The organism is Pseudorhodoplanes sp. (assembly GCA_032027085.1).
GTDB lineage: Bacteria > Pseudomonadota > Alphaproteobacteria > Rhizobiales > Xanthobacteraceae > Pseudorhodoplanes.
The window spans coordinates 4213068-4226099 of sequence record JAVSMS010000001.1; the positions used below are offsets into that span (position 1 = coordinate 4213068).

The following is a 13032-nucleotide window of genomic DNA, read 5'->3' on the forward strand; positions in this document are numbered from 1 at the left end:
CATTTCGGGCAGCATCTCGGGCGTAAAGTTCTCGAGACTGCGCCATCCGGACGTTGGTGCGTCCCGGCTGGCATCGGTTGCGCGTTTGTGCGGGAGGTCGTACCCGTGAGGGACGCAATGTCAGCCTGTATTGCCGGGATTGCAGCCCTGTTGCTCGTAATTGGCGTGCTTTTCATGTTTGGAAAGACTGAGCGCCCCACTCAGCCACCGCCGCCCGCTATATCTAGCGGCACTTGTCCATCAGCGATCACCATGAATGGCAGGGAGGCCGAAATACCTCAGTGCACGGAGCGATTTGGCATCCGTTTCGAATCAAATTGGCTCTGCCGCCCTGAGTTATCCAGCCGGGCGAGCACCGAAACGTCCGACAGTACCGACTACCTGCACCGCGAACGGACTGTCGATGCTGAGCGTGCAGAGACAAACCTCTGAATCGGTTGAAGGCTACGGCCAGGTAGCGTCTCCATAGCGGCGACTTTTGCACTCGCTCCTGGTGCTGTTTCTGCCGTCAAAATCGCGCTACAATGTTGAATGATTTCGCCCGAGGCCTCTCGGCTGGAAGGAGCGTTATGGCGCCAAAACCCCGACGGCCATTCGATCCGAAAGCGTTTCTCGCGCATGTGGGCGATGGCAGGAGCATTGGGCGGTACCAGAAGGGACAGATCGTCTTCTCGCAGGGTGAGCCCGCCGATGCGGTCTTTTTCATTCAACGAGGCAAGGTCAAGATCACCGTCGTATCGGAACAAGGCAAGGAGGCGGTCGTCGCGCTCCTTGGGACCAACGATTTCTTCGGCGAAGGGTGCCTTGCCGGACAGAAGCACCGGATGGCAACAGTCACAAGCGTGACGGATGCAATGATAGCACGACTGGAGAAGGCCGCTGTCGTGAGTGTGATTCATCAGGAGCCAGCATTCGCAGAGATGTTCATTGCCCATCTTCTGGCTCGGACAATTCGTGTCGAAGCTGACCTTGTCGATCAGCTGTTCAATTCAAGCGAGAAGCGGCTCGCTCGGCTGCTTCTGCTGCTGGCCAACTTTGGCAACGCAGGGGAGCCGGAGCCGATGTTAGCTAAGATCAGCCAGGAGACGTTGGCAGAGATGATCGGCACGACCCGCTCACGCGTAAGCTTCTTCATGAACAGGTTTCGCAAACTTGGTTTCATTGACTACAACGGCGGCATCAAAGTCCACCGTTCATTGTTGAACGTTGTTTTGCACGACCAGCCGCAGATCAAGACGTAAGCCGTCATTTTGCCGACAGGCGGCCCGGTCCACTGGATCAGCGAATTCCGTCGACGTGAGCAATTCAGCACAGTCTTGGCCTCAGCGTAGGCATAGCGTTCAGGCATAGAATTTCCGTCCGCCTTGATGCTTGGCTGAACGTCTAGGACGTCCGGTCACGGCTGGATCGGGAACGAAACCAAAGGACGCGAAGATGCACATCTCGGGCGAAAGCCTGGTGATCATACTTGCGGTCGGCCTCATTGCTGGATGGTTGGCGGGTCAGATCGTGCAAGATACCGGATTTGGGATCATCGGCGACCTCATCATCGGCATTGTGGGCGCCTTCATCGGCAGCTGGCTGCTGCCTCAGCTCGGCATCCATCTCGGCGTCGGCATTGTTGCAGCAATCATCAACGCCACGATCGGTGCGCTCATTCTGTTGCTGATTATCCGGCTTGTGCGCGGTAGTGGATGGCGATGGGGCGGAAGTTGGGGCCCGCGTTGGTAGACAGTGTCTGCTCCACACAACGTGAATTCGTGCTTGGAGGGCCGGTCATGGATATCAAGTCGCTCGAACGCGCGTCGCCCGATGTTTCCCTGGCCTCGTCAGATAAGGAGCCGTTCCTGAATGAAGATAATGGGCACGCTCTTGCCCAAGCGATCGTGGACACGATCCGCGAGCCTCTGATGGTCCTTGACAAGGACCTGCGCGTCGTCACCGCAAATCGCTCCTTCTATCTGACATTCACGATGAATCGTCAGGACGTTCAAGGTCGTCCACTCTACGCACTCGGGAACGGCCAGTGGAATATCCCGGAGCTTCGGTTGCTACTGGAAAACATCGCACCCCGACATGCCGTGATGGAGGCTTATGAGGTCGAACAGGAAATCCCTGGCATCGGCCGCCGCACGATGATCCTGAACGCACGAAAGGTGTTCTACGAGGAGAATGCTCACACCACGATTCTGCTGGGCATCGAAGACATTACCGAGCGGCGGGCAAGAGAGGTCGGGCTGAGGGATCTGCTGGAGCAGAAAGAGGTGCTGCTGCAAGAGATGCAACACCGAGTTGCCAACAGTTTGCAGATCATTGCGAGCATTCTTCTTATCAAGGCCCGCACGGTACGCTCGGAAGAGACACGGCTGCATCTTGAGGATGCCCACCAGCGCGTCATGTCGGTGGCCGCCGTGCAGCAGCAGCTCCATGTCTCGGAGCCTGACGCGATGATCGAGCTCGGTCCCTATCTAACGAGGCTGTGTGAGACTCTGGCGGCATCGATGATCGGTGATCGTCGGCCAATTTCCCTGCAAGTCCACGTCCAAGAAGGCACCGCTTCGTCAGCCCAGGCCGTTAGCCTCGGTCTCATCGTAACGGAACTCGTCATCAATGCCCTCAAGCACGCGTTCCCTGGCGAACGCGCCGGCGGTACTGTGAACGTGGCTTACGATATAGCCGGACCAAACTGGAGACTGTCGGTTTCTGACGACGGCATCGGAAAGCCGACGAGCCATTCAGACAAGCCAAATCCGGGTCTCGGCACGACGATAATCGAAGCGCTAGCTCGGCAATTCGATGCGAGTGTGGACGTGGCGATGGACCCACAAGGAACGACAGTGTCGATCACGCACGCTTCTTTTGCCGTCTTTCGACTGCCGGCTGCCGCCTAAGGACGTACACGGAGCATGTCGGTCCTAAGCCTCAATGCGTGAACCGGCCTCGCTATTTGCCGTTGCCATAGCCATATCAGTAATTCCGCTTCGAACAATCATGACGCCGACCACCGGCGGGCGGGGGCCTCAAGGAAAGGACTCTGCATGTTCACGCCAGGACAATACCGCGAAAAGGCAGTCGGATACGGCGAGCTCGTAAAGATTGCGAACGGTCCAGATGAACGACGTGAATTTCTGGCACTGGAACAGCGCTTTACGGTGCTTGCGGATAACGAGCAATGGCTCGCTGACAATCACGAAAAGACGGTTCGCGCGAACGCGCCCGACATAGAGGGTCTTGCAGAGGAAGAGGAGCGTATCCTGCGTTGCCTCGGCGCTGCGCTGATCCTGCAGTGGAATACCCTGCCAAGAAAATTACGCAGGGAACTCTTCGACAACGCAGGCACCATGGGCGAGCTGTTGGAGACGACGGAGCTCAGGGCACAAATTGCGCGCTTCCTCCACAAAAACAGGAATGACGGAGCAGTCACATGACCACACTTCCAAAGCACGAGGATCAGCAGAGCCGGCACGCTGCGGCTATCGAACGGTGGGACAATGAGGGTGGCGCGTCCTCCCAGGTTTCGCAGCAAGAAAAGATAGACAAGGGACGAAAACACCGGCGTTCCGTGTCTACCAATCGCGAAGAGCAGGAGGATTCCTAAAGCCGCTCACTGGGCTAGTCGTCGACGACGATTTACCCGCCACAACACGACCCTACGCGGGATGGTCCTCAACCAGGAGACATCTTGAACGATAGCGTCCCGAAACTGGGAGATATCGCGTAGCAGCCTATCCGTCTCAAAATAAATACACGGAATCGACTGCGCTGCTATCGCAAGTGAGCCTGTTGCTCGCATTCCGATCAGCTTTCAGTCCGGATAGTCGCCTCCGTTGCTTCGAAATTGCTGCTCGTAATTATACCGAGGAATAGAACGATGAAATTCCGTCCGCTTCACGATCGTATCGTAATCAAACGTATTGAAGCCGAGGCAAAAAGCGCTGGAGGCATCATCATTCCCGACACCGCCAAGGAGAAGCCCCAGCAAGGGGAAGTTGTCGCTGTTGGTCCGGGTGGACGCGATGAGGGCGGTAAGCTCATTCCGATCGATGTCAAGGCTGGCGACCGAGTGCTGTTCGGCAAGTGGTCCGGCACCGAGGTCAAGATCGATGACGAAGACTATCTGATCATGAAGGAAAGCGACGTGATGGGGGTTCTGGTCGAGACAGAGGCACGCAAGAAGGCTGCGTGACAACGCTTGCCGCGTCCGCGCCAAGAAGTCGTAAGCAAAGTGAACACAAATACGTTCTTCTGAGGAGTTACGCCCATGTCTGCCAAGGAAGTCAGGTTTTCCGTCGACGCCCGCGACAGGATGCTGCGCGGCATTGATACGCTGGCCCACGCGGTTCGGGTAACGCTCGGTCCCAAGGGCCGCAACGTCGTGCTCGACAAGTCCTACGGCGCGCCGCGCATCACCAAGGACGGAGTAACGGTCGCCAAGGAGATTGAGCTTGAGGACAAGTTCGAAAATATGGGCGCGCAGATGGTGCGCGAGGTCGCATCCAAGACATCGGATATTGCGGGTGACGGCACCACCACCGCCACCGTACTCGCCCACGCGATAGTACGGGAAGGTGCCAAGGCGGTTGCCGCCGGCATGAATCCGATGGACCTGAAGCGTGGTGTCGACCTTGCCGTTGAGACGGTCGTACAGGACCTCAAGAAGAACTCTAAAAAGGTCACATCCAACGAGGAGATCGCCCAGGTCGGGACTATTTCCGCGAACGGGGATGCCGAGATTGGGCGCTTTCTTGCTGATGCCATGAAGAAGGTCGGCAATGAGGGCGTCATCACGATCGAGGAAGCACAATCTCTCGAGACCGAGTTGGAAGTGGTCGAGGGCATGCAGTTCGATCGTGGATACGTCTCCCCTTATTTCGTCACCAACGTGGAGAAGATGCGGGTCGAAATGGATGATCCCTATGTCCTGATCTACGAAAAGAAGCTGTCGGGACTGCAGGAAATGCTGCCTCTCCTTGAGGCGGTGGTACAGTCGTCGAAGCCCTTGGTCATCATTGCCGAGGAGATCGAGGGGGAGGCCCTTGCCACCCTTGTGGTTAACAAACTACGCGGCGGCCTCAAGGTCGCGGCTATTAAAGCGCCCGGCTTCGGAGACCGCCGCAAGGCGATGCTTCAAGACATCGCGGTCTTGACCGGTGGTCAGGCGATCTCGGACGATCTCGGAATCAAGCTCGAAAATATCACGCTCGCCATGCTCGGGCGTGCCAAGAAGGTGACGATCGAGAAGGAAAGCACCACGATCGTCAGCGGCGCCGGCAAGAAAGCCGATATTGAAGCGCGCATCCACCAAATCAAGGCACAGATCGAAGAGACCACCTCCGACTATGATCGCGAGAAGCTGCAGGAGCGGCTCGCCAAGCTTGCGGGCGGGGTAGCGGTGATTCGGGTCGGCGGAGCCACTGAGGTCGAAGTCAAGGAGCGCAAGGATCGGGTTGACGATGCGATGCACGCGACCCGCGCGGCCGTCGAGGAAGGGATCCTGCCGGGCGGCGGCGTGGCATTGTTGCGCGCCAGCGAAGTGCTCAAGAAACTGCGCACAAACAACGATGACCAGAAGACCGGCGTCGAGATCGTCCGCAAGGCCCTCTCGTGGCCGGCGCGGCAGATTGCACTCAACGCCGGCGAGGACGGTTCCGTCGTGGTCGGTAAGATCCTCGAAACGGATCAGTACGGCTTCGGCTTCGACGCACAGTCGGGCGAGTATGTTAACATGATGTCGAAAGGCATCATTGATCCGACCAAGGTAGTGCGCGCAGCATTACAGGGCGCCGCATCGGTCGCCGGTTTGCTTATCACCACTGAGGCGATGGTCGCTGAGCTACCGAGTAAGAATGGCATGCCACCTGGAATGTCGGCGGGTGGGGGCATGGGCTTCTAAAAGACGATGTCAGGCCGGGTACGACAGTTTGCTAATATCACGGAACACGCAAATTTTAAAGGACGGGTCATCCCATGCGTCACACAGCCGACCACAACCAAGAACTGGTGCACCATCGATTTCCTCCGGGAGACAAGGCCCGATTAAATGGGCCGAGGCATTACACGAACGCAGTCCCTGGTGTTTACGACATCGTGGAATTACTCCCGGAGCGGGATGGCGAACTCCAATACCGGATTAAGAGCGATCTGGAGGGTTACCATCGGGTGGTGAGAGAGAGTCAAGTCGAGAAGGCATGATTTCGCTTTCGTGGATAGGGATTCCGACGTCGTGCCAAAGAGTGCACCCTGACGCGAGCGGGAACGGGACCAGTCGGCATCGTGGTCAGACCAGCGTCGAAGCGATCTGCTTCGCCCCTCTCGGGCCGCCACCCGGGAACAAGTGCCATCTCATCTTCGGCGGATAGCAAAGCGACGCCGTCGTCACCATGTGTTCATAGTCGATTGGCGCAAACACATCCCGCCACTAAGTCGAGGAGGCCCGTATGCGAGGCCAACGCTTCGGAAGCAAGATCAAACTCCCGTCTACCATAGCAATCAAACATCAACTGTTGACGATGATGTTCGAGGACGAGATCAGGGCGATTCCACCGGGTGGCGCTTTCAACGAGAACGCGTCTCCAGCGCTCGCCAAGTTGAAACGGCTTAGAGGTTCGCCTCTTGCGCGCCGCCCTGCTAGCTGAAGGAACGGCCATTCCCCTCGCCGCCGTCTTTCGTTGTTTTTGGAAATGCGGCGCCACTACGTCGTTGGGAGGCGTTAAGCTTGGGGCCGCGCGTCCTTGCAGTGAGCGCTGGCGAGGGCATACGTCGGTTCAATGGTCAATTTTGCACAGATCGAATTACTCGCGGGGCTAACTTAGGCCAGCGGCCGGCATCGCCAACGCCAGTTCGCCCATGAGTCAGAGGCTCGGCGCTTCTGCTAAATGGAGGAAGCCAGTGAAAGTTGTGCGTGCCTTAGCGGCAGCGGGTTTGATCGTCCTTCCCACAATGCAGGTCGCGGCCGCATAACAAGCGGTATTGGGGCAAGGTAATGTGTCCTGCAGGACATGGAGCTCCGATCGGGACAGTAGTGAAGCCTCTGGCCACGTTGCCTGGGTTCTTGGCTTCGAAATCTACTTTCGGAGCCAGATCGAACCAATGCTTGATGGTCCGGGCGTGGAGTTCATCGGCGAAATCAACGAGCACCAGAAGACGCAATTCTGGGCGACGCGCGGGCGCTGTTGTTTCCTGTCGACTGGCCAGAGCCGTTCGACCTGTCCATGATCGAGGCAATGGCGTGCGGCACGCCGGTTCTGGCTTTTCGCTCCGGGTCGGTTCTGGAAATCATTGAGGACGGCGTTACCGGTTTCATGGTGGATAACATCGAAGAAGCAATTGTGGCACTGTCGCGCGTCATGGCGCTCGACCGGAGAAAAGTCCGCCAGCGTTTCGAGGAGCGGTTTTCCGCTACGCGCATGGCGACTGACTATGTCAAGGTCTATCACTCGCTGATTGCAGCGTCAGGTGCCCATCACGGCAACAAGACGGATATCGCGCCCGCCCTGATTGAAGGACTTGATGCCGGCATTTTGAGGACACACATTGCTTAAGCAGGAATCCACCGCTGCGCTGATGGAAGAAATTCCGGAAACTCCCTTTTATATTCCGGGCACCGGCTCCTCGACACGGCCTCGTCGCACGCTCAAGCATGGCGACTCCTTCGCGGTGCTCGATAGTCATGCCGACATTGGCGCGACGGCTGGAGGCCCCGACGGGATCTTTTTTTCCGATACACGCTATCTCTCGCGCCTGGAGATGCTTCTTAACGGAAAGCAGCCTTTGCTGCTCGGCTCGAACGTCCGCGACGACAATTCGATGCTGACCGTCGATCTGACGAACCCGGACATCTACGTCGATGGGACGCTCATATTACCGAAGGACATGCTGCACGTCGTGCGCACGCTGTTCCTGTGGCGTGGCGCAGTCTATCAACGATTGCGGATGCAGAACCATGACGACCGCCCGCTCAAGGTCCAGCTTACTTTTGATTTCTCGAGCGACTTCGCTGATCTGTTCGAGGTCCGCGGCCTACGGCGCGCGCGCCGGGGCGTCGTCACCTCCGGAATTTTCGGGAACAGCGGAGTCACGCTGAACTATCAGAGTCTCGACGGCAATAGACGGCGCACGACACTGCTGTTCGAACCGGCGCCTGCGCGGCTCTCCACCCGCACTGCCACCTACGAGTTCGAGTTGCAACCGCACGAGAGCTGCCCAATCTATGTAACGGTGAATTGCAGCCTCGGCGCCGACGACCGCCCTTCCCTGCCATTCCGCAAGAGCCTGCGCGCGGCATTTCAGGAGCACAAGACCGCGAGCCGCGACATGGCCACGATCTCCAGCTCAAACTCGATCTTCAATGAGGCGGTGTGCCGCTCGATGGCCGACCTCGCGATGCTCACGACGCACACTCCGCAGGGCCCTTACCCTTACGCCGGCATTCCCTGGTACTCGACCACGTTCGGCCGCGACGGGATCATCACCGCCTTGCAAATGCTGTGGTGCGACTCCCGTATCGCCAAAGGCGTGCTCCGACGGCTCGCCGCTTATCAGGCCACGGGATTCGATCCGCTGGCCGATGCCGAGCCGGGAAAGATCCTGCATGAAATGCGCGGTGGAGAGATGGCGGCGCTCGGTGAAGTCCCGTTCGGTCTGTATTACGGCAGCGTGGATGCGACACCGCTCTTCGTGATGCTGGCCGGGCTCTACACCGAGCACACCGGCGACGTCGAGACCCTGCGTGAGCTGTGGCCCAATATCGAAGCCGCGCTGGGCTGGATCGATGGCTCGGGCGACCCCGACCGCGACGGCTTCGTCGAATACCAACGGGCAGATGAAACGGGGCTCGTCAACCAGGGCTGGAAGGATTCACAAGACGCAATTTTCCACGCCGATGGCTCGCTCGCCCAGGGGCCGATCGCGCTCTGCGAGGTCCAGGGCTATGTCTACGCGGCAAAACGTCTGGCAGCACGCGGTGCGTGGAGGCTCGGCAAGCACGCTCTGGGCGACGCTCTCGACGCTCAGGCGGCAAAGCTTGCCAAGCAATTCGAAGCAGCGTTTTGGTGCGAAGACATTGGCACCTACGCGCTCGCGCTCGACGGGCGGAAGCAGCCATGCCGCGTTCGGACCTCGAATGCCGGTCAGTTGCTGTTCAGCGGCATCGCTGCGCCCGAGCGCGCGGAAGCCGTGATGCGCGATCTAATGCGCCCGTCGTTCTTTTCCGGATGGGGCATTCGCACCGTGGCGCGCGAGGAGCGCCGCTACAATCCAATGTCGTATCACAACGGCTCGGTGTGGCCACACGACAACTCGCTGATCGCGGCCGGATTTGCCCGCTACGGGCACAAGGACGCGATCGACCGCGTGTTCAAGAGCCTGTTCGATGCGGCGAGCTACATGGACCTGCGGCGTCTACCTGAACTCTATTGCGGCTTCCAGCGCGGGCACCAGCGCGGACCGACCCTCTATCCGGTCGCCTGTTCGCCGCAGGCCTGGGCCGCGGGCACGCCGCTTCTGCTTCTCCAATCTTCACTCGGCCTGGAGTTCGATCCGGACCGGCACGAGATCCTGCTGCGCAACCCGCGGCTGCCGCCGTTTCTCGGAGAAGTGACTCTGCGCAACCTCCGGCTCGGCCAATCAACCGTCGACCTGATGCTGCGTAGGCATGACACCGATGTATCGCTGCAGGTGCTGCGAAATGACGGGCATATTAGGATCGCGGCTGTGTATTCGTAACGAAGGCGGCGCCGAACTTTGGTTGAACCTGGCTTGCTAGAGCTCCACCGGTGTTCTTGTCTCCATAGAGGAGAATCATATGTCAAAGAAATCTCTCGAATCGGTCGACGAGAAGCGGCCGGCGAATGTATGCACGGACATCCCGCCAACTGAAGGTTATTCGGTGGAGGCCGACGGTAAGTTGAAAACGCAATTTCCCCAATCAGGGCAGCGCCTTCGAAGCAGGCACCCAGCTCAAGAAGCAGTTTCCCTCCGTTCAGGTTAACATCTACGATGCCAAGGAGCGAACGCCAGTCAACCTGACGAAAGCGTAACAACGCGAGCGCATCTGCGCCTTACGCGGCATGGACTGCGTTCGTGGCGAACGTCGCGTGGGTGATCGCCACGGTCGTTCCCGCAGGGCCGACCACAGTCTCGACAGTGGCACCGAGTTGTTGGGCGAGCGCTTTGACGATGCCCGTCCCGAGCCCGGTTTTGGGTTGAGCAAAGACGCCGTCCGGCTTGCCGACGCCATTGTCCGCAACCGAAAGTTTCCAGTTCGCTCCATGGACTTCATACGCAACGGAAATCCGACAATCGGCCCTGTTGCTGGGAAACGCGTGCTTCAGGGCATTCATGACAAGTTCGGTGACGATCAAGCCCAGACTCTCGGCCTGACGGGACGTCGCATTGCCTCCCTCGCCCACCACTTTCAGCGAGACAGGTCGCGCATCACCAATCATCGACGTCGCGAGCGTGTCGCATAAGCTGGTAAGATAAGGCACCATCTCGATCGGTCCGCTGGCCCCGGATCCGTGGAGTTGTCGCTGCACAGCCGCAACCGACAGGACGCGCTTGTGGGCGTCTTGCAAGTGGACGCGCGTCTCCTCCGACTCCACCGTCTTCGCCTTCATCAAGATGATGCTGGCGATGATTTGCAGGCTGTTGGAAATCCGGTGCTGAAGCTCATCAAGGAGCACGTCTTTCTGCCGCAACAACTCGTCCTTGTCGCGCTCCAGGGCGCGTCGCTCCGTGACGTCTACCATGCCCAGCAGAATGGTTGCGCCGGCGCCATGCTCGTAGAACACTTGGCGTGCGTTCAGACAGATCCGGCGGTGTCCGAGATCGGGGAATTCATGCTCGACCTCGTAGTCCTCCATCACCCCGTGCTGGGGTATGATTTTTTCGAGCAGTTCCCGAAGTTTCGGAATGTCCCATTGTCCGTCCCCCAAGGCATACAAATGCCGGCCTTGGGTGTTCTCCGCGCTGACCTTGAATACCGAATAAAAGGAGCGGCTCGCGGCCACCACGCGCAGCTCCTCGTCCAGCACCAGAACGGGCTCGCGGACAGTGTCGACGATGCCCTGAGCGAGCGCGCACGCGTCGGCAACGTCGGTGAACTGCTCTCTGAAGGCGGTTGAGTGCATAAATTGTCGCAGTACCCTGTACACGCTGCGAACACCCCGGCGGCGCGACCGCGTCGAGGCTCACTGGATCAACGCAAGGGTCGGCAAACCCGCAAAACGTCCAGCGTTTGAAGCGTAGCGTCGATGCCGGCGGACAACTGTATAAGATTGCTCACGGGCAGCGGGCGGCGGGCGCCGTCATGAAAACTTCCCACCCGGTTGCTTCAGAATTATCTAAAGTGCGACCAACTCAGATTTCCTCCACACGTTTCCGGTGCATTGGGAGGCCAACGAAAGGAGACCCATCATGACACGGAAAGCGGCACCGACGTTCGACCCCAAGGTCTTTCTCACCAAGGCTGATGGGCGGCGGACCATCTCCAAGTACAAAATCAATCAAGCCATCTTTGTGCAGGGTGATCCAGCCGATTCGGTTCTTTATATTCTTCATGGGAAGGTCAAAGTGACCGTTAATTCCGCACAAGGCAAGGAAGCGGTGGTCGCCATCCTTGGGCCGGATGAATTCTGCGGCGAAGGTTGCCTGACCGGCCAGCCTCGGCGCATGGCGACTGCGACGGCAATGACGGACTGCGAGGTCATGCGGCTGGAAAAGAGCACCATGGTCCGCGTCCTCCACGACGAGCCGGCGTTTTCCGAGTTGTTCGTCGCGCATCTGTTGGCCCGGACCATTCGCGTCGAGGAGGATCTGGTCGATCAACTGTTCAATTCGAGCGAGAAGCGCCTGGCGCGGGCACTCCTTCTGCTGGCCAATTTCGGCAAGGAAGGCAAACCCGAGCCGATCATTGCCAAGGTCAGCCAGGAGACGCTGGCGGAGATGGTCGGCACCACTCGGTCGCGCGTGAGCCATTTCATGAACAAGTTCCGGCAACTGGGCTTTATTGAGTACAACGGCGCTTTGAAGGTCCACAGCTCGTTATTGAGCGTCGTTCTGCACGATCATCCACAGATCAGGCGTGACGGTGAGCAAAATTGACCAACCCACCACACGGCCATCCACTATATTGACGTTTGCTGGATGCCATCACACCCGTTCCGATCTTGTTGGATCAGGGCTGGAACGGCCGCCCCGCGAACGGAGATGAGATCGGACTTATCCTTATCATCATTCTCGTCATCTTCTTATTGGGCGGCTTCAGCGGCCGTTTCGGCGGCTACGGTTATGGCTTCGGTCATGGCGGCGTCGGTGTCATCGGCATCATCCTGATCATTCTCGTCGTCCTGCTTCTGACGGGACGACTTTGATCTAACAGGCGAGCTGTGCGGGCCCAATCCCGCGCTTGTTGCCGCATCTGACCATCCCTCTTCACTCACCTGATCGAAGGGGTATATTGGTCGAAACCATCTACATGCTTCGTGAGATGACGAGCGCATAGAGGATGCCGGGCGGGCGTTGGCAAGTCCATTGTTTCGCGGACGCGGTGACCGCTCGTAACGCGTCCCGCCATTCAAGCTGCACGATCACGCCTTCGTGCGGGTTCTAGATAGGATTACCTCGGAAATAGTGCGCGGGTCCACCGACAGGAGGGACCTGGTGTCATCAGTCGCACTGCCAAAATCTTCGCCTTCTTTGTGGTGTGGACCACCGACACGGCGCGCAGTGACGTGTAACGATCAGTCATCGGTGCTCAAAGGCGGCGCACTATGACGGAGCCGGACAACCAGCGAAAACGTGACTTGGAATGTCTCCGCCTGGCGGCAGACTGCCGGCAATTGGCAAGCGACGTTCATAGCCCTGCGTTGCAGTTGTGCTTCCTCCGAATGGCGGGAGCATGGACCAGCCTGACGAAGCGTGAACCAGCCCCCGATGCTGAGACCAACGTTAAGCCAGATGGATCTCGCTAAGTTGGGCCCACCTTGGCAATTGGGCGCGACGTTCCACAGTCCTTTCTTTCCAATTCACAGA

10 protein-coding genes and 1 pseudogene are annotated in these 13032 nt (G+C 58.6%); 10 read left to right on the forward strand and 1 reads right to left on the reverse strand.

Translation table 11 applies throughout. The features are described from left to right. Positions 1–569: 569 nt before the first annotated feature. The 8 genes and pseudogenes from RO009_20665 to RO009_20700 all read left to right on the forward strand — a co-directional run bounded on the left by RO009_20665 (position 570) and on the right by RO009_20700 (position 9723). Positions 570–1241: a Crp/Fnr family transcriptional regulator gene (locus RO009_20665; GenBank protein MDT3687448.1), complete on the forward strand. Its 672-nt coding sequence runs from the start codon at positions 570–572 to the stop codon at positions 1239–1241. A gap of 193 nt (positions 1242–1434) precedes the next feature. Further along, positions 1435–1731 (forward strand): GlsB/YeaQ/YmgE family stress response membrane protein, encoded by a 297-nt coding sequence (locus RO009_20670; protein ID MDT3687449.1) that lies wholly within the window; start codon positions 1435–1437, stop codon positions 1729–1731. Between the two features lie 47 nt (positions 1732–1778). Then, positions 1779–2891 (forward strand): histidine kinase dimerization/phosphoacceptor domain -containing protein, encoded by a 1113-nt coding sequence (locus RO009_20675; GenBank protein ID MDT3687450.1) that lies wholly within the window; start codon positions 1779–1781, stop codon positions 2889–2891. A 147-nt stretch (positions 2892–3038) separates the two neighbouring features. Beyond that, a complete protein-coding gene (locus RO009_20680) occupies positions 3039–3428 on the forward strand; it encodes a hypothetical protein (GenBank protein MDT3687451.1) in 390 nt (129 codons plus the stop codon). Positions 3429–3871: 443 nt separating this feature from the next. Beyond that, positions 3872–4186, forward strand: a complete 315-nt coding sequence (groES, locus tag RO009_20685) for a co-chaperone GroES (GenBank protein ID MDT3687452.1) — start codon at positions 3872–3874, stop codon at positions 4184–4186. Positions 4187–4261: 75 nt separating this feature from the next. Continuing rightward, complete coding sequence (groL, locus tag RO009_20690) at positions 4262–5893, forward strand: chaperonin GroEL (GenBank protein MDT3687453.1); 1632 nt, start codon at positions 4262–4264, stop codon at positions 5891–5893. Positions 5894–7065: 1172 nt separating this feature from the next. Then, positions 7066–7541 (forward strand): annotated as a pseudogene (locus RO009_20695) (glycosyltransferase). Positions 7542–7563: 22 nt separating this feature from the next. Further along, positions 7564–9723 (forward strand): amylo-alpha-1,6-glucosidase, encoded by a 2160-nt coding sequence (locus RO009_20700; protein MDT3687454.1) that lies wholly within the window; start codon positions 7564–7566, stop codon positions 9721–9723. Positions 9724–10058: 335 nt separating this feature from the next. On the opposite strand, the gene RO009_20705 is transcribed toward RO009_20700, so the two are convergent. Continuing rightward, positions 10059–11129, reverse strand: a complete 1071-nt coding sequence (locus RO009_20705) for a histidine kinase dimerization/phosphoacceptor domain -containing protein (protein MDT3687455.1) — start codon at positions 11127–11129, stop codon at positions 10059–10061. Between the two features lie 286 nt (positions 11130–11415). Here RO009_20705 and RO009_20710 point away from each other — a divergent pair, with 286 nt between their 5' ends. After that, on the forward strand, positions 11416–12102 hold the full coding sequence (locus RO009_20710; GenBank protein ID MDT3687456.1) for a Crp/Fnr family transcriptional regulator: 687 nt from the start codon (positions 11416–11418) through the stop codon (positions 12100–12102). A 110-nt stretch (positions 12103–12212) separates the two neighbouring features. After that, positions 12213–12371, forward strand: coding sequence for a DUF3309 family protein (locus RO009_20715; GenBank protein ID MDT3687457.1), 159 nt, complete (start codon positions 12213–12215; stop codon positions 12369–12371). Positions 12372–13032: the final 661 nt, after the last annotated feature.